At 46.3% G+C, this 25,167-nt stretch carries 27 protein-coding genes and 3 tRNA genes; 24 read left to right on the top strand and 6 right to left on the bottom strand.

The features are described from left to right. Positions 1 to 71: 71 nt before the first annotated feature. From COU47_03930 to COU47_03915, 4 genes are all read left to right on the top strand, one after another. Positions 72 to 1,229 carry a hypothetical protein gene (locus COU47_03930; protein ID PIR69220.1) on the top strand — a complete coding sequence of 386 codons (1,158 nt, stop codon included), beginning with the start codon at positions 72 to 74 and terminating at the stop codon, positions 1,227 to 1,229. 82 nt (positions 1,230 to 1,311) lie between these two features. Then, a tRNA-Ser gene (locus COU47_03925) sits at positions 1,312 to 1,396 on the top strand. 48 nt (positions 1,397 to 1,444) lie between these two features. Further along, on the top strand, positions 1,445 to 1,957 hold the full coding sequence (locus COU47_03920) for a hypothetical protein (GenBank protein PIR69219.1): 513 nt from the start codon (positions 1,445 to 1,447) through the stop codon (positions 1,955 to 1,957). 200 nt (positions 1,958 to 2,157) lie between these two features. After that, on the top strand, positions 2,158 to 2,379 hold the full coding sequence (locus tag COU47_03915) for a hypothetical protein (protein ID PIR69319.1): 222 nt from the start codon (positions 2,158 to 2,160) through the stop codon (positions 2,377 to 2,379). A gap of 47 nt (positions 2,380 to 2,426) precedes the next feature. Here the strand turns inward: COU47_03915 and COU47_03910 are convergent, their stop codons facing one another. Further along, on the bottom strand, positions 2,427 to 3,467 hold the full coding sequence (locus COU47_03910) for a hypothetical protein (protein ID PIR69218.1): 1,041 nt from the start codon (positions 3,465 to 3,467) through the stop codon (positions 2,427 to 2,429). A gap of 131 nt (positions 3,468 to 3,598) precedes the next feature. Here COU47_03910 and dnaG point away from each other — a divergent pair, with 131 nt between their 5' ends. Both dnaG and COU47_03900 read left to right on the top strand, forming a co-directional pair. Continuing rightward, entirely contained in the window at positions 3,599 to 5,314 is a 1,716-nt protein-coding gene (gene dnaG / locus COU47_03905) for a DNA primase (protein PIR69217.1), read from the top strand. A gap of 69 nt (positions 5,315 to 5,383) precedes the next feature. Further along, positions 5,384 to 6,622 (top strand): RNA polymerase sigma factor RpoD, encoded by a 1,239-nt coding sequence (locus tag COU47_03900; protein ID PIR69216.1) that lies wholly within the window; start codon positions 5,384 to 5,386, stop codon positions 6,620 to 6,622. A gap of 169 nt (positions 6,623 to 6,791) precedes the next feature. Here the strand turns inward: COU47_03900 and COU47_03895 are convergent, their stop codons facing one another. Then, entirely contained in the window at positions 6,792 to 7,925 is a 1,134-nt protein-coding gene (locus COU47_03895) for a hypothetical protein (GenBank protein PIR69215.1), read from the bottom strand. Here COU47_03895 and COU47_03890 point away from each other — a divergent pair. Then, the gene (locus tag COU47_03890) at positions 7,924 to 8,163 is read left to right on the top strand and encodes an NrdH-redoxin (protein PIR69214.1); all 240 of its coding nucleotides are present in this window, start codon (positions 7,924 to 7,926) and stop codon (positions 8,161 to 8,163) included. The genes COU47_03895 and COU47_03890 overlap by 2 nt on opposite strands. A gap of 54 nt (positions 8,164 to 8,217) precedes the next feature. Next, positions 8,218 to 8,952 (top strand): hypothetical protein, encoded by a 735-nt coding sequence (locus COU47_03885; protein PIR69213.1) that lies wholly within the window; start codon positions 8,218 to 8,220, stop codon positions 8,950 to 8,952. A 46-nt stretch (positions 8,953 to 8,998) separates the two neighbouring features. Here the strand turns inward: COU47_03885 and COU47_03880 are convergent, their stop codons facing one another. After that, a complete protein-coding gene (locus COU47_03880) occupies positions 8,999 to 10,087 on the bottom strand; it encodes a hypothetical protein (GenBank protein ID PIR69212.1) in 1,089 nt (362 codons plus the stop codon). Between the two features lie 50 nt (positions 10,088 to 10,137). Here COU47_03880 and COU47_03875 point away from each other — a divergent pair. From COU47_03875 to COU47_03860, 4 genes are all read left to right on the top strand, one after another. Next, positions 10,138 to 10,212: transfer RNA gene (locus COU47_03875), tRNA-Arg, on the top strand. Between the two features lie 23 nt (positions 10,213 to 10,235). Next, on the top strand, positions 10,236 to 11,402 hold the full coding sequence (locus tag COU47_03870) for a methionine adenosyltransferase (protein PIR69211.1): 1,167 nt from the start codon (positions 10,236 to 10,238) through the stop codon (positions 11,400 to 11,402). A 47-nt stretch (positions 11,403 to 11,449) separates the two neighbouring features. Continuing rightward, positions 11,450 to 11,523 (top strand) — tRNA-Ala (locus tag COU47_03865). 113 nt (positions 11,524 to 11,636) lie between these two features. After that, positions 11,637 to 12,062: a hypothetical protein gene (locus COU47_03860; protein PIR69210.1), complete on the top strand. Its 426-nt coding sequence runs from the start codon at positions 11,637 to 11,639 to the stop codon at positions 12,060 to 12,062. 27 nt (positions 12,063 to 12,089) lie between these two features. Here COU47_03860 and COU47_03855 read toward each other — a convergent pair whose 3' ends face one another. Continuing rightward, positions 12,090 to 12,467 carry a hypothetical protein gene (locus COU47_03855; protein PIR69209.1) on the bottom strand — a complete coding sequence of 126 codons (378 nt, stop codon included), beginning with the start codon at positions 12,465 to 12,467 and terminating at the stop codon, positions 12,090 to 12,092. 249 nt (positions 12,468 to 12,716) lie between these two features. Here COU47_03855 and COU47_03850 point away from each other — a divergent pair, with 249 nt between their 5' ends. From COU47_03850 to pgk, 12 genes are all read left to right on the top strand, one after another. Then, a complete protein-coding gene (locus COU47_03850) occupies positions 12,717 to 13,244 on the top strand; it encodes a hypothetical protein (protein PIR69208.1) in 528 nt (175 codons plus the stop codon). Positions 13,245 to 13,335: 91 nt separating this feature from the next. After that, on the top strand, positions 13,336 to 13,830 hold the full coding sequence (locus tag COU47_03845) for a 30S ribosomal protein S5 (protein PIR69207.1): 495 nt from the start codon (positions 13,336 to 13,338) through the stop codon (positions 13,828 to 13,830). 5 nt (positions 13,831 to 13,835) lie between these two features. Next, positions 13,836 to 14,276, top strand: coding sequence for a 50S ribosomal protein L15 (gene rplO, locus COU47_03840; GenBank protein PIR69206.1), 441 nt, complete (start codon positions 13,836 to 13,838; stop codon positions 14,274 to 14,276). Continuing rightward, complete coding sequence (locus COU47_03835) at positions 14,276 to 15,547, top strand: preprotein translocase subunit SecY (GenBank protein PIR69205.1); 1,272 nt, start codon at positions 14,276 to 14,278, stop codon at positions 15,545 to 15,547. Before rplO ends, COU47_03835 begins: the two co-directional genes overlap by 1 nt. A 46-nt stretch (positions 15,548 to 15,593) precedes the next feature. After that, positions 15,594 to 16,196 (top strand): hypothetical protein, encoded by a 603-nt coding sequence (locus tag COU47_03830; GenBank protein ID PIR69204.1) that lies wholly within the window; start codon positions 15,594 to 15,596, stop codon positions 16,194 to 16,196. Further along, positions 16,193 to 16,951 carry a type I methionyl aminopeptidase gene (gene map / locus COU47_03825; protein PIR69203.1) on the top strand — a complete coding sequence of 253 codons (759 nt, stop codon included), beginning with the start codon at positions 16,193 to 16,195 and terminating at the stop codon, positions 16,949 to 16,951. Before COU47_03830 ends, map begins: the two co-directional genes overlap by 4 nt. A gap of 47 nt (positions 16,952 to 16,998) precedes the next feature. Further along, positions 16,999 to 17,427 carry a Holliday junction resolvase RuvX gene (locus COU47_03820; GenBank protein PIR69202.1) on the top strand — a complete coding sequence of 143 codons (429 nt, stop codon included), beginning with the start codon at positions 16,999 to 17,001 and terminating at the stop codon, positions 17,425 to 17,427. Positions 17,428 to 17,503: 76 nt separating this feature from the next. After that, positions 17,504 to 18,259 (top strand): hypothetical protein, encoded by a 756-nt coding sequence (locus COU47_03815; GenBank protein ID PIR69318.1) that lies wholly within the window; start codon positions 17,504 to 17,506, stop codon positions 18,257 to 18,259. Beyond that, complete coding sequence (locus COU47_03810; protein PIR69201.1) at positions 18,204 to 19,289, top strand: galactose-1-phosphate uridylyltransferase; 1,086 nt, start codon at positions 18,204 to 18,206, stop codon at positions 19,287 to 19,289. The genes COU47_03815 and COU47_03810 overlap by 56 nt, the downstream gene beginning before the upstream one ends. Positions 19,290 to 19,316: 27 nt before the next feature. After that, entirely contained in the window at positions 19,317 to 19,916 is a 600-nt protein-coding gene (locus tag COU47_03805; GenBank protein PIR69317.1) for a hypothetical protein, read from the top strand. 2 nt (positions 19,917 to 19,918) lie between these two features. Continuing rightward, positions 19,919 to 20,665 (top strand): triose-phosphate isomerase, encoded by a 747-nt coding sequence (locus COU47_03800; protein ID PIR69200.1) that lies wholly within the window; start codon positions 19,919 to 19,921, stop codon positions 20,663 to 20,665. Between the two features lies 1 nt (position 20,666). Next, the gene (pgk, locus tag COU47_03795; GenBank protein PIR69199.1) at positions 20,667 to 21,812 is read left to right on the top strand and encodes a phosphoglycerate kinase; all 1,146 of its coding nucleotides are present in this window, start codon (positions 20,667 to 20,669) and stop codon (positions 21,810 to 21,812) included. 46 nt (positions 21,813 to 21,858) lie between these two features. Here pgk and COU47_03790 read toward each other — a convergent pair whose 3' ends face one another. Then, on the bottom strand, positions 21,859 to 22,854 hold the full coding sequence (locus COU47_03790) for a hypothetical protein (GenBank protein PIR69198.1): 996 nt from the start codon (positions 22,852 to 22,854) through the stop codon (positions 21,859 to 21,861). A gap of 191 nt (positions 22,855 to 23,045) precedes the next feature. After that, entirely contained in the window at positions 23,046 to 23,267 is a 222-nt protein-coding gene (locus tag COU47_03785; GenBank protein PIR69197.1) for a MerR family DNA-binding transcriptional regulator, read from the bottom strand. Positions 23,268 to 25,167 lie beyond the last annotated feature (1,900 nt).

The raw sequence follows: 25,167 nt of genomic DNA, 5'->3' as shown, positions 1-25,167 counted from the left end.
GTCAACTTTTGCTCGTATGTTCTTTATGTATACTGAAAGGAATTGTTCTTACTATATATGGGGGTTCTGCGGTGAAAAAAGAAAGAAAGCTGTTCCCTGTTATTGCTTTGGCAGTGATAGTAGGACTTATTGTGCTTACGATATGTACTGCGGGGTGCGCGGCGCTTCGTTCTACAAATAGCCCGTATGTAACCGAAAAACACAAGAAAGACATTTCTGTGTTTCATGCGGATACCGCTATTGTTATGCTGAGCGATATTCAATGCCGCGATGAGGAAGAATGCGCAAGCATAGATACGGCGTTTGATAATGTAAATACAATGCTTACACAGGCTGCGGGCGCGCATGTTGTCCTGCTTGTCGCGGGCGACTTAACGCAGGAAGGGAAAGACTGGCAGATAAAAGACTACAAACAAAAAGAAAAGCGCGTGAATGCTGATGCCGTGTACCGTGTATGCGGAAATCACGATGTAAAATCAGGCCTTGCGCAATGCAAAAAGCTTTTAGGCAGAGACGGCCTCTATTATAAAAAAGAAATAGGAAACATCGTTCTTATCGGTCTTTCCAATTGGCATAAAGATGCGGTAGGAAACACGGAATTGCAGCGCTATCTTCCCAAAGACGGTATTGCGTTTCTCGAAAAAGAAGGCGCAGAGGCCCTTGTAGACAAAAAACTGCTTTTTATTCTCACTCACGAAAAGCCCGAAGGCATCGCTTGGCTTACTGACCCGCGTTCGTTTTTATTCTGGAAAAAATATAATCCTTCGAATGTATATAACTCCGATGAATTGAAAGCATCTTTATCAACATGTACGGAGGCTGTCGGGGCGGAAGAGGGCATAAGCGTTATGTATATATACGGACATACGCATACGCCTCCAGAATGGCCGGGGACAGTCACGGTGAACAATGATATTTTATTCATCAATACATCTGCTATGCGCACCACAAGCCATATCCGTGATACTCGTAAATTTCTACCTTCAAGCATCGTGAGGCGGATATTCAGCAGTAAGAGGAAAGGGAGAGGAGAGCCAAGCAAGCTCGATTTTGCTATTGCTCGTCTATTTAAGGCGATATTTCCGTGGAACAAACATAGTACGGCGCGCGTATTGTTTTTAGAGAACGGTTCCGATATCGCTTATCTCCTGACACGAAATTTAAGCAAAGATGAGTGGTACGACGCCGCGTATATGATAAAGCTCGGTGTTCCGTTTCAATCAAAATAATATAATTCCCGCATGGATAGACATGCGGGAATTTTTTTATATAATAGAGATGATTATCATTCTCTTTTTATTTTAATGCCTTGGAGAGGTCGCATAGTGGCCGAGTGCGCTCGCTTGGAAAGCGGGTATACCGCAAGGTATCGAGGGTTCGAATCCCTCCCTCTCCGCATCTAACAGCTAGCACGAGGAAGTTTGTTTTTTGCTAAGTATAATTTATGAGCATCTACATCATCATAGGAATCATTGTCGCTTTTGTCGTTGTGCTCGTTTTTCTCAAAACGATTGTTGAAGGTGGTGATAATGAAAAAGAGAAACCCAAGTATCGCTATACCCGCAAGCAGTTTTTCCTAACCCGCGCTGAACACGAATGCTACGACGCGCTCATTGCAGCCGTAGGCAGTAAGTATTACATCTTTGCACAGGTGCATCTTCCAACCATTCTAGACAATAAAGTGAAGGGACAGAATTGGCGTGCGGCATTCGCCCACATCAACCGCAAATCCGTTGACTTCGTACTCTGCGATAAGGCATATATCTCGCCGAAGCTCGCCATTGAGCTGGACGACAGGAGTCACGAACGACCCGACCGACAAGAGCGCGATAAAGAAGTGGAACATATTTTGAGTGATGCTGGCGTGCCGCTGTTGCGTTTAGAGAATAAAGGACGTTTTGATCCCGTTGACCTCGCACGGCGGATTAACCAACATGAGGAGCGAACAAAGGTATAAACAATAAATGCGCTGTTAGAACCTTAAATTGCTCTACCAAAAAACTAAAAACAACCTTACAGGGCAAAACTCTCCACGGTTTCAGCCCGAGGTAGTTTGCAGATTGATACTTCCCTGCATTCTGTTATAATGAAAAGCGTTATAAGTATTACCAATTAATAACAATACATATGGCGAAAAACTCCGCATTTATGAAGCCGATGAACCTTAGCTCCGATTTGGAGGAGGTGGTCGGCGCAGGACCCATGCCACGGTCAGAGGTCGTAAAGAAGTTGTGGGAATATATCAAAAAACACAACCTTCAGGACCCCGCGAACAAGCGAAACATCAATGCTGATGATAAGCTGAAGAAGGTCTTCGGCGGCAAAGGCACGGTGAACATGTTCGAAATGACCAAGCTGGTTTCTCAGCATCTTTCATAATTTGATTGGTAGAGAAAACCCCGGCACACTCGTGCCGGGGTTTTTGTTTATGTTTCGGAGGCGATTGCTTTTTGCTCGCTTTGGTTTTCTCTGAGGTCATTCATCCATTCAAACCGCGAACAGGTCAATGCCCGCGTAAGTCCTTTGGTGAGTGTTTCTGTTTTGCGTAGCGTGTCTTTTGAATAGCAGGGGAACGCATGTAGATTTTCTTTTGTAGTCATCCCTGGGTACCACGCGGTGCGTATGATGTCTTGTATGTTGCTCTCCGAAGACAAAATACACAAGATTGTTTCTTTGTCTTCTTTCGCTTGTTCTTCGAACAGGGTTGCAATGCCGCGCCATGGAGACTCCTGTTCTGCAAGGATATGTTTTAACACATTCAACATATCATCACCCCAGCCAATGCTCTCTAGGAGTGCCTGTATCTGTTTTTGGGTGAGGCGCGTCTTTTTGTGCTTTGTCGTTTTGTTTTCTCTGTGAAAACTTTCTTCTATGGATGCTTGTGTAAGCGCTAATATCTCGCATTCATGCATAAATGCACGATGCTCAAGTGATTTGTACGCTACATCTAGTTTTGGTATCGCTATCGGGTCATTTCCTATGCAGGGAGATTCCATCATGTCTTCTATTATTTTTTCGAGTTCGGGCACCCAATGATTGCGTAGCTGGTAGTATTTGTTTTCCAGATGTTTAAAAAGCGGGAGCGTATGCAGAATGAATTCAACCGCAAACGCTATCATACAGGGCACCGCTTCCGGGTGAGGTGTTAATTCTTCCTTATGCCCCCTGCCGTAGTAGCGTTTGTATCTATGATCAACAAGCGTTGAGCCGACACCGTTTCCGAATCCCGTATCATTGCCTGCCCATCCCCACCCTTGTATGCGCTTTTGTTCGGCTTTGTCTATAAGGCGGTAACCAATGGCGCTTAATTCTTGCGCGCGCTGTTTGCCCCATGGGTGCCACAGATAATGCGCGCCCATAAAGATAGAGCCAAGCTCTTGCAGGAGCGTGCTTAAAAAATAACCCGATACCTGCATGGTGCGCATTTTGTTATCCCAAAAACTTCTCGGCATGCCTTCAAATTCCATATGCCTCCTCCGTAATATTGTGATGATAAGGTTCAGTGTCGGGGGTATTGTATCAGTGCTGTCCCGTTATTTCAATGGAGGGTGCCTGCCTTTGAATATGCTATGATAATGAGGTATATTAGAGTATCTTTATGTCGTCTCCTGTAGAACAAATCAAAGAGCGATTGGATATTGTTGAGCTCGTCCGTTCGTATGTAAAACTTGATAAGGCAGGCGCAAATTTTAAAGCGCTTTGCCCGTTCCACAGCGAAAAGACCCCTTCTTTTTTCGTGTCTCCCGCAAAGCAGATGTGGCATTGTTTTTCGTGCAGTAAGGGAGGAGATCACTTTCAATTTATACAGGACTTAGAGGGCGTTGAGTTCCCCGAAGCGCTCCGTATTCTTGCCGAACGCGCGGGCGTGGAACTTAAACGCGAAGACCCCCGCGCGCGTTCTGAACGCACGCGCCTGCTCTCGCTCGTGGATGATGCCGCGCGTTTTTACGAATCAAATCTTGTACGTCGAAAAGATGTGGGCGACTATCTCAAGGGACGTGGGCTCACCGGCGAGACCGCGAAACGGTTCCGGATAGGATATGCCGAACGCGAATGGAATACCCTTTGTGATTATTTGAAGAGAAAAGGATACCGCGAAGACGAAATAGAAAAAGTTGGGCTTGCGGTAAAAAAAGACGGCGGCGGGCATTTTGACAGATTTCGCGCACGCATTATGTTCCCTCTTTTTGACGGCTCGGGGCGCATTGTCGGTTTTTCGGGACGCATTTTTGATAAAGACGCGGAGGGGCAGAAGGACGCTGATTCAAAGTACATCAATAGCCCGCAAACGATACTCTACGATAAATCAAAAGTGCTGTATGGATTAAGCCACGCCAAAGACGCGATACGGAAAGAGGAAAAAGCGATTCTTGTTGAGGGGCAGATGGACGCGGTTCTTTCACACCAAGCGGGAGTCGAGCACGCAATTGCCGTATCGGGAACAGCGCTTACGCAATTTCATTTGGCAACGCTCAAGCGGTTTGCGCAATCACTGTTAGTGTCATTTGACCGCGACGCGGCGGGGCTCAATGCCGCTGACCGGAGCATTAAGCATGCGCTTGCGGAAGGCTTTGATGTAAGCGTTATCTCGCTTCCTCCGGGGAAGGATCCTGCGGATATCGTCAAAGAATCGGCTGACGCGTGGAGAGAAAGCATACAGCACCCCATTCCATTTATTGCATTTCTTATGGATGCATTTTCCGAGCAAGAAAAGGACGGACGGGCGTTATTGCGTACCGTGAAGGAGCGAGTGCTCCCGTATATTGTTTCTATGGAAAGCGAGATGGAGCGGGCCTATTGGGTGAAGGATATTGCCCGGCGGCTTTCGCTTGCGGAAGATGCGGTGTGGAAAGAAATGGACAAGACGCCCCGCACCACAGATGCTGCTCCGAAGCAGCTCAAGGAGCCGGAGCGGCGCGCGTCATCGCGCAAAGATTCTATTGAAGAGCGGATACTCGGCATTCTTGCGTGGAAAAAGGACATGCCGCAAGCAACACTTGAAAAGCTGAATGCCGGATGGTTTTCATCCGAACGACGGGAGTTTGCGGAGCACGCGCTTGCGGGGAAAGAGGCACAGAGTTCTCATTATATAAAAAAACTCGCGTTAGAAGCGGAGCTTGCGTACGAAGATGACTTGCAGGCTCACGCAGAGTTCGAGGAGCTTACTAGCGGGCTTAAAAAGGAGCACATACGCGCCGAACTCGAAACATTAGCAAGCGATATGCGGCGCGCGGAGGGACAGGGTGATGTGGGCCTACTTGAAAAGAAAATGGAAGAGTTTAAGCGTCTCTCGCAGGAGCTCCACGAAGAATAGTCTTTGCGGTTGCCAAACGGCCGCTTTTTCAGTATCGTATGAGATACGAGCAATTATAGTGTTCCCTATATGACAGTGAAAAAATCAGCAAAAAAAACAAGCAAAAAAAAGAAAACCCCGAAAAAAACGGCAAAAAAGGGCGTTTCTAAAAAGCGTGCACCGAAAAAGAAAACGGCGGCAACGAAAGGCAAAAAAGCAAAACCGGCAAAGCAGGCAAAAGCCCAGCGCATAAACAAAAAAGAAGAGTTTTCCGAAGAGAAGGTAGATGATCTTATGAAGCGCGGACGCATGCGTGGTTTTGTGACATACAGCGAGATACTCTCCATATTTCCGCACATTGAACAGAACATTTTCTTTTTAGACGACTTGTACAACCGCTTCCAAGAAGTTGGCATCGATGTGCTTGAGGGAAAAGAATTTTTAGATGTTGAAGAGGGAAAATCACGGAAGAAAAAAGGCAAAACTCTTTCGGAGACTCCAGCATCAGATTCGGTGCAAATGTACTTGCGCGAGATAGGAAAAATCCCATTATTGAATTCCGAAGAAGAAAAAGAACTTGCGCGGCGCATTGAGGCGGGCGATAAGGACGCATCAAACCGGTTGATGGAGGCGAACCTCCGTCTCGTAGTCTCCATTGCAAAGCGGTATGTCGGGCGGAGCCCCAACCTTACGCTTATGGATTTGGTGCAAGAAGGCAATATCGGGCTTCGGCGCGCGGTAGAAAAATTTGATTATACAAAAGGATTTAAATTTTCAACATATGCGACATGGTGGATCAGGCAGGCGGTGACCCGCGCGCTTGCAGACCAGTCGCGGACCATTCGTATTCCAGTCCATATGGTAGAGACTATTTCAAAATACCAGCAAGCGCTCCGCCGGCTTACGCAGGAATTGGGACGCGAACCGCTTATTGATGAGATAGCGTCAGAAATGGAGATGGAGCCGGAAAAAGTGCTTCATATCCAAAAAATTTCACAGGATACAGCCTCTCTTGAGGCGCCAGTCGGAGACGATGAAGAAGATTCGGTGCTCGGGGAGTTTATTGAGGACACCAAAACCCTTTCTCCCTCACAGGAAGCCGCGCGGGTGCTGTTGCGCGAACAGCTCCGTGAAATAATCGTTGACCTTACTCCGCGGGAGCAAAAGATCTTATCGTTGCGGTTCGGCCTTGAAGATGGCGTGACTCACACACTTGAGGAGGTAGGAAAAGAGTTCGGTGTTACGCGCGAGCGTATCCGCCAGATCGAAGCTAAGGCGCTCGAAAAAATACGCACGCATGATAAAGCAAACAAATTGTTGGGATATTAACAATGTGCGGAGGGGAAACGCCATGAAAAAAAAGAAAACCATATACCAATCAATACGAAAACCGATACCGCCAGCAGGCGGACCGATGAAGTCCAAGAAACAGAAAGAAAAAGAAAAGCGCGTAAAGGGAAAAGTGCTTGAGAGAAAAATCGAAAAAGACTACTCATAGCTATGAGTAGTCTTTTTGTATATGGGGAGACGCTTGGATAATAGTTTCGAGCACCGCGTCATCCTCCAGATCTTCCAGAGATATTTCTTCTTTCTCTTTTTCGATATCATGTATGATCCGCTGCAGGTCGCTTATCTTTTCTTTATACGACACGCTTACCGGGTCGTTTTTTTCTTTGAGTATGTGCTGATAGAGCTCAAGTTGCGCTGTCGCTTCTTTCAGGAATACGCGTTGTGCGGGGTGCCGCGCAAAACGTTCGCGTATCGCATGGATATCATCTTTGTGCGCATCACGGCCGAGTTCCCGGAACGCGATAAGGTTTGCGTAGTCGGTAAGTATCTCTTTTGCGTGTCGGTACTCAAGGCCAAGTACGATAGGAACGGTATGCGTAAGATGACCGCGTTCTTCAGTGATTTGGGATTCAAAGTATTCAACCTCCGCAGTCCTTCCTTTTAGGGAGAGTATTTTTTCTACATTCTGTTTTATTTTTTTCTCTATAGTCGTATAGTGTTGGTCAGTAGTTGCGTCTATTGCAAGCGCAAGGCGAGGGTGTTCGGCTCCCTCATGCGGAGCGTTAAACTCTGCCACCGCATCAACGCCGTTTAGTACATCATCATATTCTGTTGTTCTTGTTATGAATACATTTGATCCGAGCCATTCGCTTTCTTCTCCGTGGGCAATAATCGTTACTTCAAACGCGTCACTGATTTTTTTCTGTTCAAAGCTCCGTTTGCGCAGGATGGGGTCAAGTCGTTCTTCATCCTGCCGGATACGCTCGAGGGTTTTTTGCAGCCGCTCTTCTTTTTTGCGGATATCTTCCTCTCCTGCTATTTCTCGGAACGCATGCATGTCCGGCCGAGGGAGCCGTTTTTCTTCGGTACGAATAATGATATCCGCCGCTTCGTATGCCGAATACGCTTCGTAGTGAGGCGGTTTTTCGGGCATGTGTCGGGATTCTTTTGTCATAGGACTATTGTATCGTAATGGCTTTTTCACATCAATAAATTGCCCGTTCTCTTGACGGGTATGATACAATAAAAGAAAAAGGAAAAAGCCGTGCGAGCGGTTTTTATTTTCCCTGATTATCATTAATGCGCCTTGCGCCTCCGGGTAAAAGGCACGTATTACCACCATGGAACACAAAGTTTCTATTTACACGACCCCCTCATGCCAGTACTGCAAAATGGCAAAAGCATTTTTTCAGGAACACAATATTCAATACTCAGAATACAATGTTGCTACTGATGCCGAGAAGCGCAATGAAATGATAGAGCGTTCGGGGCAGATGGGTGTGCCGGTTATTGATGTAGATGGCAATTTGGTTGTCGGCTTCAACCAAGAAACGCTTTCTAAACTACTTGGCGTGTCATAAAACCATCGAGCTTCACAGCCCCGCATGCGCGGGGTTGTGTTATTATGAGCGTATATGCATACGAAAAAACCGCACACATCGCTGAAAAATTTTAAGCGTCTCCGTCATACCGCGCTCGGTTTTTTTCTTGAAGACGGAGTATTCGGCGCAAACGACGGCATTGTCTCGACCTTTGCGGTTGTCGCGAGCGTTGCGGGCGCCGCGCTTTCGCCGGTGCTCGTCATAATTATTGGTGTTGCGAACATGCTTGCCGATGCCTTTTCGATGGCAACATCAAATTATCTTGCAACAAAATCAAACAGAGATCTCTATTTTCGGGAACGTATGGTTGAAGAGGGCGAGGTAGCAACCCGCCCTCAAGCTGAGGTTGAAGAAATACGCGTCATACTCGCGCGCAAAGGATATGCCGGCGAAGAGCTTGAGCGGCTGACGGCGCTCATAACAAATAATAAAAAATTCTGGGTAGATCTTATGATGTATGAAGAGCTTGGATTTGCCCCGCCCGATCACCGCGGAGCACTCAAGCATGGCATTGCGACATTCTTTTCTTTTATTGGCGCGGGAATCTTGCCGCTCTTGCCGTATTTTTTGCTTTCGGGCGACTCATCAACAATATTTTTCTGGTCATTTGTTGCTACCGGTTGTGCGCTCTTTTTTATCGGAGCGCTGCGCGCGTATTTTACGGGCAGGAGTTGGTTTGTTTCGGGTCTTGAGATGCTCTTTTTTGGCGGAATCGCGGCCCTCATCGCATACGGTGTTGGGCATGTAGTAAGTGATCTTGTGCGCTAGCACGCAAAGCAAAACGGAGCGATATATATCGCTCCGTTTTTGTTATTTAGAGTTCTTTTGTTTCCATTGGAGGGGCGGGCACCTTATATTCTTCAAGTGTAAGTTGTACTTCGTGTTCTTTCCCTTTGCGAAAGACCGTCAATTTGTGAGTTTCGCCTATATTTGAATCCGAAAGATGATCCTCCAGGGTCGTTTCTTCATTAATGGATTTACCTTCGCAGGAGAGAATAACATCAAATTCGCGAAGACCCGCTTTTTCTGCCGGACTTCCCGGAATGACTGCGACATCTCCCGGTGCCCCTTCGTTGATAACGAGGGCGCCGTGGTCTACGGGTAGGCGGAAATGCTCCTGGAGGGCTTTATTAAGAGTCACATAGCGCACACCGATAAAGGGCCGCCGGATGCGCCCATACGACTTTATCTCTTCCAGGTCTTTTATGGCACGAGCAACCGGAATGGCAAAGCCGATATTTTGTGCGCCAAAGACAACCGCGACATTAATGCCGACTGCTTCTCCATTTAAATTAATAAGCGGACCTCCGGAGTTGCCCGGGTTTATTGCTGCGTCTGTTTGGATAAGGCCGCGAAGTTTTTCTTGATGGCCCATCATGTCGGTGGTGGCATTGATGAGGCGTGATAATCCCGAAACAACACCGGTCGATACGGAATTTGCGAATTCTCCGAGTGCGTTTCCGATAGCGATGACTGACTGACCGAGCTCTATCTCCCCTGTTGCGTTTAAAGAAATCGTCGGGAGACGCTTGTCATCTATTTTTAGTATCGCGATATCGTTTATCGGATCGTATGAAATCACTTTTGTGTCGTACTTTTTTCCATTTGATGCAAGTACAGAGTATGACGCATGCGGGTCCATGATAACGTGCTTATTGGTGAGTATCACGCCATCCGCGGACACCAAGAACCCCGAACCGCCCCCTACCTTAATACGGCCATGCTCGTCTTTTGGGGCTTGGCGCATGCGCTCTTTGAGTATTTCCTGGTCGTAGGGATTGAGACTCTCAATATCAAAAGGAAGTTCGCGCGTGATATCCGCCATATCCTTTGATACGGTGATGCTGACGACCGCAGGCAGCACTTTTTTTATTGCATTAATCACTTGCGCTTGATAATCCATATTACTATTATAGTATGGTACTTGAGAGTGTCATGCAAGCTCCCGCGTTCCTCCCTGTAGCTCAACGGATAGAGCAATCCCGTCCTAAGGGAGAGATGGGGGTTCAATTCCCTCCAGGGAGACAATTATATATTGTAATAAATAATACATGAAAGAATATTTTACTTCAGAATCAGTAACCGAGGGTCATCCGGATAAAATTTGCGATCAGGTGTCCGATGCTATTTTAGATGCGGTGTTAGAGAAAGACCCGCGCGGGCGGGTAGCGGCCGAAACAATGGCTGCAAACGGCGCGTTATTTATTGCAGGTGAGATTACAACATCTTGCTATGTTGATATTGTGGGTGTCGCGCGCAAGACCGTAAAAGATATTGGATACACGCATCCTGATTTTGGGTTTCATTATGCAAACTGCGGGGTGACAACGACTATTCAGGAACAATCTCCTGACATTGCGCAGGGTGTAGGGAGGCTTTCGGAGAAAGAAGAATTGGAGAAGCTGGGTGCGGGGGATCAGGGTATTATGTTCGGGTACGCAACCGACGAAACAAAAGAACTTATGCCACTTCCCATATCGCTTGCGCACAAATTAACAAAGCGCTTAGCACAGGTCCGCAAGAACGGAACGCTTCCGTATTTGCGTCCCGACGGAAAATCACAGGTTACTGTTGAATATGAGAACGGAAAAGCAAAACATATTACAAATGTCGTTATTGCTGCTCAGCATAATCCCGAAGTAGATATGGCAACGCTCCGTAAAGACATCAAACGCGAAGTAATAGAAAAAGTCATCCCCAAAAAATTACTTGATACAAGTACGAAATACTTTATTAACGCAACAGGACGGTTTGTTATCGGGGGACCGCAGGCCGACTCCGGTCTTACGGGAAGAAAAATAATTGTAGATACTTACGGCGGCATGGCGTCGCACGGCGGAGGAGCATTTTCCGGGAAGGATCCGACCAAGGTGGACCGTTCGGGCAGTTACGCTGCCCGCTGGGTTGCAAAAAATATCGTTGCTGCGGGCTTGGCAAAACGCGCAGAAGTCCGCCTTGCTTATGTCATTGGCGTTGCGCGTCCGCTCGCAGTAGCGGTAAATACATACGGCACCGGTATTGTGTCGGATGAGAAAATTTCCCGCACGATAAACAAAGTATTTGATCTTCGCCCGGGAATGATAATTAAACATCTTGGGCTCCGCCGTCCTATATATAAAAAAGTTGCCGCCTACGGTCATTTTGGACGCACCGATCTTGATTTGCCATGGGAAAAGACAAATAAGATAAAAGAATTGCGTAGTGCTGTTGGGATGTAAGCGGCCGGATTATAAAAGCGATAGTCAGGGACCAAGAATTAAAAAATGGGCCTATAGTATAGTGGCAGAACGCCTCCATGGCATGGAGGAGGTGGGAGTTCGATTCTCCCTAGGTCCACAAAATTTGATTCTCTCTCTATTTTATGGTTAAACATATTTTTTTTAACCGTTTCTTTTTTGTGTCGTGATAAAATAAAAGTATAGTTTTATTCTTTTACATACCGGAGGTGCGTAGTGGATAAAGTGCAGCAATCGCTTGCAGAGGGAGATCATGAGATACGGTTTCCGTGGATCAATAAAAGGGACTGGGGAGAGTATCTGCCCACAGACAATGCCGATAAGCGCGATGTATTCAATCTGAATATAGAATTGTTTTTGGTTATGACCTATGTGCACGAGTGGTATCATGCCGAAGGAGCGAATCTCCCGATGGATTCTCTCAAAGAAGAAGAAGTGGTATTGCAAAGAGAATCTTCTTATTTGAAAAAACATTCCGTGAAAGAGCTTCGGAATATGGCGAGACATATTGAAGCGCATTACCTATTGCCGCACTTGCTGAAAAAACATGCCCCGCATCTTCGTGAGTGCTATGACAAAATAACCAAAGAAAAGAGCAGGCAAAAACGAAAAAGCAAACCAAAACGCATCCGTAAAAAATAAAAATCCCGCACTACGCGGGATTTTCTATTAGAACCGTATTTGATTGATGATGTAGCGTGCAAGTTCCGAATCAGGGACAGGTCCGAGTGTTACCGTTTTTACGCCGTATCGCTGAAGAATCCGCTGATCTTCCCCCTCAATGAGCTTTCCGAGGTAAAAAATTGGAACCTGGTCTTCGGCGTATCCTTTTATAGTGCGCACCTGTTCGATAAAACGCGTAATCGGCTCCCAATATACCGGAATGATGAACACAATTCCTTGGATGCGCATTTTTTTTGTTGTTGCAAGCGCTTCTCCAATGCGTTCCGCGGTCACAATAGAAAAACCTGCCTCATGGAAAAGCGAGATAAAACGCTTGAGTTCGGTTGAGCCGCCGACAAGAAGAAGCGTAGGATGTAAGGCCATATATCATTTAGAATACCCCGTTTTGTTGCGCGATGTCTAATAATTTGATTTTTAAAATAAGTATGGCGTAACATATTTCGTTATATCGACCATGTGGGAAGAATGTGATATTGTGCTAGGAAACGGTTTTTTACAATATGCCGCGTGAATGCACGGGGAAAGAGGTGACATATTATGATGATACGGACAGTAGTGTTGTGTGTGTTAAGCATATGCGTACTTATGAGTTTTGGATGCGCAGGAAGGATGATGCCGGTAAAGCAGGAAATAGAAGACGGTAACTGGGAATCCCATAATCAGATAAAGGAATTTTATGGCACTATTCATAACGGTGTTACTACTATCGATGACCTTAGAAAAAACGGATTTGATCCCGATACAGCGCAAAACTGCACGAAGCTGTCTCATGTTGATATCCAGAATATCTTCCTCCCTGCGAATGTCTTTTCTTCCGAGCAGGGTTTAAAATATGTTCCGAATGGTATACTTGAGTGTTTGGATGAAACAATCCCGGGCAAGTGTTACGGTTACGAAATAAGGCGCAAGGACATAACATTACGCGGAAAGGGTAATTTTATCCTTCATTATTCGCGGCTGAAGGTCATAACAGAAACCGAAGGATGGGACGCCTCTTTCACATTTGTTGTGAAGGGGGACAGGGTAGTTCATTCTATCTGGAAAAGCACCCCGCATATTAAAAAGCTAACCATTGAACGCGACCCGAAATATGCCACCTTTGGCGCAGGCTTTATTTTGATGAAATTACTGTTCTTTTAACGTACAGCAGAAACGGCTCTTTTTGAGCCGTTTTTTATGTTTTAGTATTGATTTTTCCCGGCTGTTCCACTACTATGGGAAAATACTATTTATGGCTCTAAAAACCTATAAAAATCAAAGACGGGGCGAACGGAGGCAGTTCCGCGAACCACCCGAATTTGAACAAAAGATGGTTGATCTTCGCCGTGTTGCCCGCGTAGAAGCCGGAGGACGGCGGTTTAGCTTCCGCGCGGCAATTATTGCCGGAAACCGTAAGGGGAAGGTGGGAATTGGCGTCGGGAAGGGCGCCGATACGGCGCTTGCTATGGATAAAGCATTCCGGAATGCAAAGAAAAACGCTATCCTCGTTCCGCTTACTAAGGATCACTCTGTTCCGCATGACGTTGAAGCGAAATTCGCAAGCGCGCATGTGCTTATTCGCCGTGCGCCCGGTGGGAGCGGCCTTGTTGCAGGCTCAGCAGTGCGAACGGTTCTTGATTTTGCGGGCGTGCAAAACGCAACGGCAAAATTATTTTCTCGCACAAAAAATAAGATAAATAACGCACGTGCAGCCATTAAGGCGCTTGAGCAGCTGAACAAGAAATAAATATTATGCAATTTCATACTCTTACAGCACCAAAACGAAAAACGAAGAAACGCGTTGGGCGCGGCGGAAAGCGCGGCACCTATTCGGGCCGCGGACTTAAGGGGCAGAAGGCGCGCGCAGGACGAAAACTTCGCCCGGAATTTCGTGATATTATTAAAAAGCTTCCGAAAAAGCGCGGGTATCGCATGAAGAGCATTCAAAAAGAAACAGCCGAAGTATCTTTAGGGATGCTTGAAAAGAACATGAAGGATGGAGAAACAGTAACACCGAAGCTTTTAGCATCCCGTGGGCTTGTTAAGGTGCGTGGCAATATATTCCCGACAGTAAAATTACTTGGTTCAGGGAAAATAACAAAAAAGCTATTGGTAAAAGATTGTCAGATATCAAAAGGTGCAAAAGCGCAGATAGAAAAAGCGGGAGGGAAAGTAGTTCGGAGTGAAACATAATGTTCATGTGGTTTCAAAAATTCAAACTTATCGCAAAGGATGCTGATTTGCGAGGCAAAATACTGTTTGTCTTGTTTATTCTTGCGTTATTTCGCGTAGGGGCTGCGATTCCTATTCCCGGAGTTGATGCAGCGCGTCTTCAGGAATTTTTTGCGGGAAACCAGTTTTTTGGTTTGTTGAACATTTTTTCCGGAGGCACGCTTGATAATCTTTCGGTTATGATGCTTGGAGTAGCACCGTATATTACGGCATCCATTATCATGCAGCTTTTGACCATGATATTTCCAAGCCTGAAAGAAATGTATCAGGAAGAAGGAGAAGCGGGACGCCAGAAATTCAATCAGTATTCCCGCCTGCTTACCGTCCCGTTGGCCGCTGTTCAGGCGTTCGGCCTTTTGTCTTTATTGGGCAGGCAGGGCATATTGGGGGAATTAAGTATATTCGGCCTTTTGTTTAATGTTACTATTGTGATCGCTGCATCGGTCCTTTTGATGTGGCTCGGAGAACTTATTACCGAGAAGGGAATAGGAAACGGTATCTCCATTCTCATTTTTGCGGGTATCGTTGCAGGCATCCCAAGCGCTGCGAGCCAGATTATTTTTACATTTGACCCTTCCCAGATTCCCCTCGTAATCGGATTTATTGTTGTTGCGGTTATTATTGTCGCGGGCACTGTATTTATCACTGAAGGCCAGCGGCCAATTCCTGTTTCGTATGCGAAGCGCATCCGCGGTATGCGTGTATACGGAGGAGTGTCTACATATTTGCCGATTCGCGTGAACCAGGCAGGAGTTATTCCTATCATTTTCGCGCTCTCTATCTTATTGTTTCCGCAAATGATCGTTAACTTTCTTGCGGGTTCCCAAAATGCGCTTATCCAAAATCTTTCAAATGTGTTTCTTGCGTTCTTGAATACGACATGGATATATGCGGCGCTGTATTTCTTATTCGTGTTCGCGTTTACCTATTTTTATACTGCGGTAACATTCGATCCGGAATCCATTGCGACAAATCTTCAAAAACAAGGAGCGTTTATCCCGGGAATCCGTCCGGGCGCGCCTACGGCAGCGTTTCTCTATAAGATTATTAATCGCATAACGCTTTTCGGCGCCATCTTTCTCGGTCTTATTGCTGTATTGCCGGTGCTTATGCAAATCGCAACGGGTATTGTTGCGCTCACCATTGGCGGCACGGGTCTTCTGATTGTCGTATCGGTGGTGCTTGAAACTATAAAACAAATTGACTCCCAGCTCGTAATGCGGGAATATTAAGAAAAGCAAAAATAGTTTTTTGATAGTATACTAAAGGGGAGATATTATGCAGAGCAAACACACAGACGCTATCGCAGTTATGTTTATGGGTCTTCCCGGTTCCGGGAAGGATACGCAAGCGGATCTTCTGCAAAAAGCGCTTGAGACATCTGGAAAGGTGTTATATATATATACGGGAGAAAAGCTCCGTAATGCTATGCGGCTTGGCACATATACTGCACGCGAAATAAAGGAAAAAGTTATGGATGTAGGCGCAAAAGCGCCGGACTTTCTTGCGGTGTGGGCGTGGGGCCAGAGTTTTATAGCTGACCTGGAAGAGGGTCAGCATATTATTTTAAGCAGCTCTCCGCGAACGCGCATGGAGTCGCAATTTTTGGATGACGCTTTTTCATTTTATGGCATCACACGGGTGTACCCGGTATATTTGAATGTTGCTTCGGATGAAGCAGGCAGGCGCCTCAAAGAGCGCGGACGTGCTGATGATAACGACGAGACGATTGCAAAGCGATTGAGTTGGTTTGAAAGAGAGGTGGGGCCTGCGATTGAATATTTCCGCACCGAAAGCAAGAATGCACTTATTGAGCTCGACGGTAACCCCCGCGACCCGCAACAGATACACAAAGACTTAAAGAAAGCCATCGGCCTATGAGTGTAAAATCAGAAAAAGACATAGCCGTTCTTCGCGCATGCGGAAACAAATTAGCACATGTTATGACGCATGTGCTTTCTTCAATCAATTCGGGAATGTCAGCGCAAGAGCTTGATAGCATAGCCGAAGAAGAAATGAAACGCACTGGAGGGATCCCCGCGTTCAAGGGGTATGCGGGAGATAGCTCTCCATTCCCTGCTGCCATCTGCGTATCAATAAATGATGAGATTGTGCATGGCATACCGACAAAGGAAAAAATATTCAGTGAAGGAGACATTGTAAGCGTTGATATGGGTCTTGTATATGGCGGGCTTATTGCCGATATGGCAAAAAGCGTCATTGTAGGAGCGGGAGATGCTGCCGCAAAAAAGCTTCTTCAGGCGACTGAGCAGGCACTTATGAAGGGGATAGAAGCAATCCATGGGGGCGGACATGTCGGCGACATCGGTTCTGCGATAGAAATGCACATAACGCCTTTCAAGTATGGCATTATCAGGGAATTAGTGGGGCATGGCGTTGGCTATTCGCTTCATGAAGACCCACAAATTCCTAATTTTGGGAAAGCGGGGACCGGGGATCGGTTGGAGGCGGGTATGGTAATAGCAATCGAACCCATGATTACTGAAAATGGAGAAGATATCATCACTCATCCGGACGGATGGACTATCAGCACAAAAGACGGTTCGCGCGCAGCGCATTTTGAACATACTGTTCTCGTTACAGAGGACGGATATGAAATTCTTACTATAGAATAAAAACCCGCAGAGCGGGTTTTTTTGTTGCGGTGTGTTACAATAAAGCAATGTCACGTATCTTAGGCATAGATTATGGCCTGCGAAAAGCAGGCCTAGCGCTCTCTGATGAAGGGCATAAGGTTGCCTTCCCAAAGGGGGTGTACCCGAGCGCATGGCCTGGCATCAAAGACGTCATTGCTGATATTCTTGCAAAAGAAACAATCGCGGAGATAGTCATTGGCCTTCCCTTGACTCTTGAGGGGGATGAGAGCGACATGAGCAGGCATGTCCGCGAGTTCGTTTTGCATCTTAAGGAGTTTTTTAATTTGCCTATTCATTTTGAGAACGAAAGTTTTACCTCGCGGGCAGTGCAATCGTCGGGCGCTGCGCCTCCCCACAAGACCGATGCATCTGCTGCAGCACTGATACTCCAAAGTTTTTTGGACAGGCGGAACCAAAAGACGGGGAAAGACATAAAAGATATTCCTGAAGTATAATATTATCATGGACGGAGTTACGCTTACACGCCCAAAACCTTCCTTTGTGCCCAAATCGCTTTTAATAAAAAAAGACGTGTATCTTTCTATTATTATCCCGGCATACAACGAAGAAAAACGTTTACCAAAAACACTTCGGGAGACTGCCGATTACTTAAAGCAGAAAAGCTACAACTACGAAATTATCGTTGTTTCGAGCAAGTCAACGGATAATACGGTGGGGGTTGTTGAGTCTATGAAAAAAGATGTTCCCCATCTCAATGTTATTAATGTGCCGGTGAATCGCGGGAAGGGGGACTCGGTCCGTGTCGGCATGCTTGCAGCCTCAGGCAAGATACGGCTTTTTATGGATGCTGACAACGCGACAGATATTTCTCATTTTGAAAAAATGCGGCCTCTGTTTGACGACGGATATGAAGTTGTTATTTGTTCCCGTGAAGAGCGTGATGCGGAGGGGGCGACACAGGCAGTCGCCCAGCCGTTCCATAAGCGTCTTTTGGGAGATATGGGGAATATATTTATTCAGATAGTTGCGGTGCGTGGTATTTGGGATACGCAGTGCGGCTTTAAGGCATTCCGTAATTTTGCGGCGGAACAGATTTTTTCGCAGATGAAGATAACGGGATTTGGTTTTGATATTGAGGTGCTTGCGATGTCACGTCTTTTTGGATATCGCATAGGCATTATCCCTGCGCATTGGATAAATGATCCGAATACGAAGGTGAACCTTTTTTCATATATAAAAGTATTATGGGAAACGGTTGTCATCGGCTGGAATGTGCGAAGAGGCGCATATAAAAAGAAAGAAGATTATGAAGAGCCAAGATCATAAGCACGCGTACAAAAAAGTGTCAGAGTTCCGGAAGGATATTATTTCGGGCGAGTGGATATTAGTTGTTGCTGGCCGGAGAAATCGTCCGGGTGCCGCAGAAAAAAAGAGTGCGCACAAAAAACGAAAATCCTCCCCGAAAAGTTCGTGTCCGTTTGAACGCCCGCACGGCAAAGAACAGCCGGTACTTTGGTATCCGCATCCCCGGATGGCGGCATCAGAGAATGTGGATAGTTGGTTTTTACAGGTTGTTCCGAATAAGTACCCTGCGTTAGCGCCCCACCATGTATGTCCCACAGATGAGCCAGCCGGACCGTATCTTGTTCGTGAAGGAATCGGATTTCATGAGGTTATCATTACGCGCGATCATAAGCGCGCAATTGCTGATATGACGCCGGAGGAGGTGGAAGTCGTTTTGCATGCGTATCAAGAGCGTACGGTAAGCATTGAAAGTGAACCGTGTATTGAATATATTCTTGTATTCCATAACCACGGCGAAACTGCAGGCGCGTCATTAACGCATCCGCATTCTCAGCTTATAGCACTTCCGATTATTCCTCCGGATGTCCGGCGGAGTTTATTGGGCTCAAAACAATATTTCCAAAAGCATGGCGTATGTGCACATTGTGACGAATTGGCATTTGAAATGAAAAAAAAGACACGCATCATTTATGAAAATAAAAAGTTTATAGTAGTTGCTCCGTTTGCTTCACGCGTATCATATGAAGTTCGCGTTTTCCCGAAATTGCACGATGCGCACTTTGAACGCATCAGCAAGGCCGACCGTGTTTATCTTGCCGATGCGTTACGGACGGCTCTTCGCAAGATCAAGGTAGCATTGAATGATCCCGATTATAACTTTTTTATTCATACTGCTCCCGCGAAGACAGATGGCATGAATCATTATCACTGGCATGTAGAGATTCTTCCCCGCATCGCTAGATGGGCGGGGGTTGAATTAGGGACAGGTATTCAGGTGGTTGCTATTCCTCCCGAAGAAGCGGCAGAGCGGCTGCGCCGCGTAAAAGCATAGTATCGTATGATATATACGCTCTTAGAAATGATTAGCTCGTTTGCTCTTTGGGTTATAGATACATCCGGTTATACGGGAATATTTTTTTTGATGGCGCTTGAGTCTGCCGCGATTCCTATTCCGTCGGAGGTCACTATGCCATTTTCTGGATTTTTAGTTTCTCGGGGTGATTTTAATTTTATACTGGTTGTTGCGGCGGGGACGGCGGGTAATCTTGTCGGTTCCCTGGTGTTGTATTGGATAGCGTACTATGGAGGACGTCCTGTTATATCGCGCTATGGCAGGTATGTTCTTTTATCAGAAGAGCATTTAGCAAGTGCTGAGCGCTGGTTTTTCCGATACGGTTCATTTGCCGCATTTTTCGGGCGTATGCTTCCCGTTGTTCGCACATACATTTCTTTTCCTATAGGATTAGGGAAAATGAACATATGGAAATTCAGCATATATACAACGATTGGTTCTTTGTTATGGTCGTTACTGCTTACATGGATAGGATTTGCGCTTGGGGAGCGATGGGAAAGTATACGGACATATACGCATCAGTTTGATATTGCTATTGTTGTAGTATTGATTTTGGGTATTATATATTTTTTCTGGTCGCATCTTAGAAAAAAACAGCGCACATAATTATGAAAATTATTATCGCAAATTGGAAATCAAATCCTCATACGGTAAAAAAGGCAGTCCGTCTCGCCCGGGATATTGAGCGGGGCGTTTCAAGGCTGCGGCGGGTACGGACCGTTATAGCACCCCCCACAGCGTATCTCCGGGATGTGGGAAAGGCGCTCCGCTCGTCTCGCTTAGGCGCGCAGAATGCATCCGTGAAGGACGAAGGTCCGTTTACGGGAGAGGTGTCAGCTCCCATGCTTTCCTCCGTTGGTGTTTCGTATGTTATTCTCGGCCATTCAGAGCGCCGAATGCATTTTCATGAGACCGACACGGAGATAAATGAAAAAATAAAACGCGCACTTAAAAGCGGGTTGTCTGTTGTCTTGTGCGTGGGTGAACGGGACAGAAGCAAGGAGCGGTTTCTCCAGCTTGTAAAACACCAGATACTTGCAGGACTTAAAAAGGTGTCCCGCGGACACTCAAAAAAAATTATTATTGCCTATGAGCCGATATGGGCTATAGGTACGGGCAGCCCCGTATCTCCCGAGGATTTATACGAGATGACATTGTATATACGACGGATATTGCTTGATCTTTTCGGTAAAAAAGCGGCGCATGCAATGCAGGTACTGTATGGCGGATCGGTATCATCAAAAAATGCCGCTTCGTTTCTGTCTGTTGAAGGAGTCGACGGACTGTTAGTGGGAGGCGCTTCGCTGCGCGCGCAAGAATTTATTCATATAACCAAAGAGGCGTCGACACTGTAATATGCCAAAACGCTTATCGTTACTTCCGTCACGGCTTCGTGAAAAACGCGTGCTTATGCGCGTTGATTTTAATGTTCCGGTAAAAAAGGGGCATGTCCAAGATGACATGCGTATACAAAAAACGCTCCCCACTATTAAGGCGCTCCGAGAATGCCGTCATAAGATTATTTTGCTGTCTCACATGGAAGATGAGAATGGGGGCACGCCAACATTGCTTCCTATTGCTACATATCTTCGCATGCATGGCATGCGCCAGCTTATCTTTTCCCGTGATCTTGACGTGGAGCATGTGAACAAAAAAATAGAGTCTATGGGTCCAGGAGACATATTATTGCTTGAGAATGTCCGCAAAGATCCGCGAGAGAAAAAGAATAGCATACAATTTGCAGAGGAGCTCGCCTCATTCGGCGATGTGTTTATTAATGAAGCATTTAGTGCTTCGCATCGGGCGCATGCGTCTATAGTTGGCATCCCGCGATTTTTGCCGAGTTACGCGGGGCCCTTGTTCCGGGAAGAAGTCCGACAATTAAGCCGGGTGTTTCGTCCTTCCCATCCCTTCCTGTTGGTGTTGGGAGGAAGAAAACCCGTTAAGCTTACGCTGCTTTCGCGATTTTTGTATAAGGCAGATGCTGTTGTTGTGGGGGGCGCTATTGCAAACACAATTCTTGCTGCGCAGGGCATTGCAGTGGGGGCGTCTGTTATTGAAACAGCAGAAAAAAAGATAATTGAAAAGCTCGCTCGTTCAAAAAAAATTCTTTTACCCGAAGATGTGGTGGTGGAGCGGAATAAGCGGAGAAAAACAATCCTTCTTGCAGACATGGAATCGCAGGACATCATTTATGACCTTGGCCCGAAGACGATGGAAAAGGCAGAGGCTCTTGTCGGAAAGAGCAAGTTTATTTTATGGAATGGCCCATTGGGGTATACAGAAAAAGGGTATGTGGAAAGCACCGAAGAACTCGTCTCTTTTTTCGCAAACGGAAAACGCACGGTTATTACGGGAGGAGGAGATACTATTGCATTTTTGAATCAGAAAAAAATGCTCAATTCGTTCAGTTTTGTATCTACCGGAGGCGGAGCAATGCTCGATTTTCTCGCTGAGCATACGCTGCCCGGCATAGAGGCGCTCATTCATGCGCGCGTATAAAAAACAAACCCCGTAATTATTACGGGGTTTGTTTTTTATGAGTACATTATGCGGTTGCCATACCGTCTGCGAGTCTCGCCTCTTCTTCCATGAGGGCTTTTTCTTCTTTCTTTTTCTTGGCGTATACAAAGAAGTAGAAGAGAGCCGCCATATTTACTACAATCGAAACAAGTAAGACAAGGAAGAGCGTTCCGCCACCTCCTTCGCTTGCTGCCGCTACTTGGCTGGTGTCGGTTTGGGTGTCTCCATTTCCTGTATCTCCCGGTGTTTGTGTTTGCGTGGTTCCTCCTCCGGCCGCTGTTTGGCCCGAAGATCCTGTGGGTGATGTCTGCGTTCCCGTACCGCCAGTTGTTCCGGTTGTTCCAGAAACATCAGTGCTCGGCTCAATAAATACATTACATGCGGTTACTACTTTTATATCGCGTGAATCTGTTACGGTAAGCGTTGCTGTTTTTGTTCCGGAGCTTGTGAATGTATCAAATATCTTTTGTCCGCCACCTACAACATCTCCTGACCACTGATAGTGGAGCGTTCCTTCGCCCCCAACCGATGTCGCCGTAAATGTTACGAGTTCACCCCTGCGCGCGCGTTCAGGATTCACAACGCATCCCGCGGTAAAGTTAAAGTCTTCCTCATCGGAAGATGAGCCGGAAGAACCTTCGCTTCCGTCTGCAGAATCGTTAGTTCCTTCAACGGTAACCGTTACTTGTCCTTGTGCCGGCGTGAAGGTGTTATCTTTTCCCTTGCAAGAGATTGAGTACGTAGTCGTTTTTTCAGGTTCTACCGGAATGATTCCTGAACCAAGGCCGACATACGAAGACTTTGGTGACCCGCCGTTTGCCATAATGCCCTTACCGATAATCTTACATTCTACGGCTCCTTCCGAGTTCCAGCTCAATGTAGACTGATCTCCTTTATCTATAGTTTGAGGAGACGCAGAAATCGTCACTTCGAGATTCTCCGCGTATGTGCCAAAGGGGATTGTAAGGACTACCAAGAAAGCGCATACGCTCAAAAAATGGCTTAAATTAATGGTTTTCATTGATTTTGTGTTTAGATTATTCATAAAATATAGGTGTATTATACCAAATTTTAGCCATTTGTCAATACTTGCCCAATGTCGTTAATTTCTCAAAGCAAATAAGGGAAGTCAGCCAAAATGAGCAAAAATAAAGCCCCGCTTGCTTTATACGGGGTTAGTCACTTGCTATACACATGTTTCCCACAGGTTGTTCATTCTTCATCCTCAAGCATGACGATATTGAGCTTGCGCGGACGTCTTCCAGAGATGCTTTTTACGAATTTTTCAAGATCTGCCATTCGGTAGAGACGGTACCCGTTTACCGGGTGGCGGTATGCGGCGAGCTTTCCTTTCTTGTCCCAATTCCGAAGAGTGAGAGCGCTCACCCCTATAAAATCAGCTGCTTGTTTGATTGTGAGATAATGCCTGGTCATGCGTATTGTTTATTATTATACATGTTTTTTTGCACACAAGAAAGGAGGGCGCGTTGTTGTTTTCTTGTTTTGTCTTTGATACTATGAAATACATACTATTATATTAGCCTATTTTTTACCATGGAAGACATACACATATCTTTTGAAGAAAAGTCGTATCAGGCATCAGCAAAGAATATGTCCCAAGATACGGAGGGTTATTTTGACGGTTTTCGCAGAAATTTTATGCAATCGTTCTCGTGGGATCATATTTCTCGGATGTTTATGTTCATTATTGTTGGGCTGCTTCCGTTGTGGGCTCTTCCGCTTACTATTTTCCCCATTGCGCTTAATAAATCATTTTTATTTTCTGTTCTGGTTCTCTTTGCGTTCATTACATGGCTTATCGGGCGTATCCAGCAGGGTGAGTTTTCTATACCAAAGCACGGACTTGCGCTTGCGCTCGTCGCGTATGTTGTAGTCAATCTTATTTCCGCTCTTTTTTCTATAAGCGGACACATTTCGTTTATCGGCCTTGGACATGAACCGGATACGGTTGTCATGTCGGTGTTGTTTGTCCTCGGGGCGTTTATGATGTCATTTTTATTCCGCGATAAAAGCGCAACGCGAATGCTGTTTATGGTGCTTGGCGCGTCGTCACTCATTCTTTTTGTGTTGCAGCTCGTTCATATGTTCGCGGGAATTTCTATCTGGGGGAGCTCGTTCAGTACGCCGAGCGCAAATCCCATCGGCTCATGGAACGCATTTGGACTCTACTGGAGTTTTCTCGGGTTTTTGTTTCTTTTCCTTGCGAAGAATAGCGAAGGAGGAGACAGGCGGGTGAGTATATTTTATTATGCTGTTGCGGCGGCGGCGCTTGTTATGATGGCCGCGGTAAACTTCAGGTTGATGTGGATTTTGTACGCGGTATTTACTGTTATTCTCTTTGCGTATCTCTATTCGTTCAAGCGCAGGAAGGCAACACTGCACTGGGAGCCGCTCATATTCCTTCTTATTGCGTTGTTCTTTCTGGTAACTCCTGTGCTGGGTCAGTCGGTAAGCGGAATATTCGGCGGAGAAGCGGTTGAGGTGCGCCCGTCATGGGATGCAAGTTGGTCAGTGATTCAAAACACGCTTCGTGGAAGCAACTTGGTTCTTGGTTCTGGCCCAAATACCTTCTTGTATGATTGGCTTCAGTACAAGCCACTTGAGGTAAATCAAACTGTATTTTGGTCTGCGCGGTTTACTACCGGCGTGAGCTTTTTATCTACGCTTCTTGCGACACTGGGGCTTGCGGGCGCAGTGGCGCTCATTTTCCTCATTGGGGCGATTATTTTTTACGGATTTCGCGCGGTTGTGCGGTTTGCTTTTTCTGAAGAAGAAAATGAATTCTCTGTTATCGCGTTCTTGGGCGTGCTGTATCTGCTTTTGGGTCTTATCTTTTATACCCCGGGATACTTCTTGGTGCTGTTCTTCTTTTTATTTCTTGGATTTTTTATGGCACAAGCAAGTCACGGCGGAACACTTGCTGACTACCGCATTCCCTTGTTCCAAAATGCAGGCATTGGGTTTGTTTCCGCGCTTCTCTTGCTGTGTCTTTCGGTTGCAAGCATTGCGGGCGTGTATCTTTTGGGGCAGAAGTACGTTGCGGCAATTTATTACGGAAATGGGCTCGCGCAATTTAACCAGAGCGGCGACATAGACGCTGCTCGCGAGGACATTGTGCGTGCAATAAATCTTGATCAGCGGGACCGGTACCTTCGTTCTCTTGTTGATGTTGACCTTATTCGTATGAGCAACATACTTTCGCGCACTGATATTCCGGCGGACGAGGCGCGCAATCAATTCCAGACAACACTTGCGGCGGCCATACAGTCAGGACAGGCCGCAACCCAGCTTAATCCGATGGAGACGCTTAATT

The sequence above is a fragment of the Candidatus Niyogibacteria bacterium CG10_big_fil_rev_8_21_14_0_10_46_36 genome (assembly GCA_002772995.1).
Classification (GTDB): domain Bacteria; phylum Patescibacteriota; class Minisyncoccia; order 1-14-0-10-42-19; family 1-14-0-10-42-19; genus 1-14-0-10-46-36.
Note: the sequence above shows the minus strand (reverse complement) of the source record. Positions and strands in the feature narration are given on the sequence as shown.

Excerpts from the sequence above, each read along its gene's own strand:
- COU47_03810 (PIR69201.1), top strand. The coding sequence starts at position 18,204 with ATGTGCGAAGAGGCGCATATAAAAAGAAAGAAGATTATGAAGAGCCAA.
- pgk (PIR69199.1), top strand. The coding sequence starts at position 20,667 with ATGCCAAAACGCTTATCGTTACTTCCGTCACGGCTTCGTGAAAAACGC.
- COU47_03915 (PIR69319.1), top strand. The coding sequence starts at position 2,158 with ATGAACCTTAGCTCCGATTTGGAGGAGGTGGTCGGCGCAGGACCCATG.
- COU47_03855 (PIR69209.1), bottom strand. The coding sequence starts at position 12,467 with ATGGCCTTACATCCTACGCTTCTTCTTGTCGGCGGCTCAACCGAACTC.
- COU47_03900 (PIR69216.1), top strand. The coding sequence starts at position 5,384 with ATGACAGTGAAAAAATCAGCAAAAAAAACAAGCAAAAAAAAGAAAACC.
- COU47_03785 (PIR69197.1), bottom strand. The coding sequence starts at position 23,267 with ATGACCAGGCATTATCTCACAATCAAACAAGCAGCTGATTTTATAGGG.
- COU47_03790 (PIR69198.1), bottom strand. The coding sequence starts at position 22,854 with ATGAAAACCATTAATTTAAGCCATTTTTTGAGCGTATGCGCTTTCTTG.
- COU47_03890 (PIR69214.1), top strand. The coding sequence starts at position 7,924 with ATGGAACACAAAGTTTCTATTTACACGACCCCCTCATGCCAGTACTGC.
- COU47_03850 (PIR69208.1), top strand. The coding sequence starts at position 12,717 with ATGCCGGTAAAGCAGGAAATAGAAGACGGTAACTGGGAATCCCATAAT.
- COU47_03800 (PIR69200.1), top strand. The coding sequence starts at position 19,919 with ATGAAAATTATTATCGCAAATTGGAAATCAAATCCTCATACGGTAAAA.
- dnaG (PIR69217.1), top strand. The coding sequence starts at position 3,599 with ATGTCGTCTCCTGTAGAACAAATCAAAGAGCGATTGGATATTGTTGAG.
- rplO (PIR69206.1), top strand. The coding sequence starts at position 13,836 with ATGCAATTTCATACTCTTACAGCACCAAAACGAAAAACGAAGAAACGC.
- COU47_03885 (PIR69213.1), top strand. The coding sequence starts at position 8,218 with ATGCATACGAAAAAACCGCACACATCGCTGAAAAATTTTAAGCGTCTC.
- COU47_03820 (PIR69202.1), top strand. The coding sequence starts at position 16,999 with ATGTCACGTATCTTAGGCATAGATTATGGCCTGCGAAAAGCAGGCCTA.
- map (PIR69203.1), top strand. The coding sequence starts at position 16,193 with ATGAGTGTAAAATCAGAAAAAGACATAGCCGTTCTTCGCGCATGCGGA.
- COU47_03910 (PIR69218.1), bottom strand. The coding sequence starts at position 3,467 with ATGGAATTTGAAGGCATGCCGAGAAGTTTTTGGGATAACAAAATGCGC.
- COU47_03845 (PIR69207.1), top strand. The coding sequence starts at position 13,336 with ATGGCTCTAAAAACCTATAAAAATCAAAGACGGGGCGAACGGAGGCAG.
- COU47_03880 (PIR69212.1), bottom strand. The coding sequence starts at position 10,087 with ATGGATTATCAAGCGCAAGTGATTAATGCAATAAAAAAAGTGCTGCCT.
- COU47_03830 (PIR69204.1), top strand. The coding sequence starts at position 15,594 with ATGCAGAGCAAACACACAGACGCTATCGCAGTTATGTTTATGGGTCTT.
- COU47_03870 (PIR69211.1), top strand. The coding sequence starts at position 10,236 with ATGAAAGAATATTTTACTTCAGAATCAGTAACCGAGGGTCATCCGGAT.
- COU47_03920 (PIR69219.1), top strand. The coding sequence starts at position 1,445 with ATGAGCATCTACATCATCATAGGAATCATTGTCGCTTTTGTCGTTGTG.
- COU47_03805 (PIR69317.1), top strand. The coding sequence starts at position 19,317 with ATGATTAGCTCGTTTGCTCTTTGGGTTATAGATACATCCGGTTATACG.
- COU47_03895 (PIR69215.1), bottom strand. The coding sequence starts at position 7,925 with ATGGTGGTAATACGTGCCTTTTACCCGGAGGCGCAAGGCGCATTAATG.
- COU47_03835 (PIR69205.1), top strand. The coding sequence starts at position 14,276 with ATGTTCATGTGGTTTCAAAAATTCAAACTTATCGCAAAGGATGCTGAT.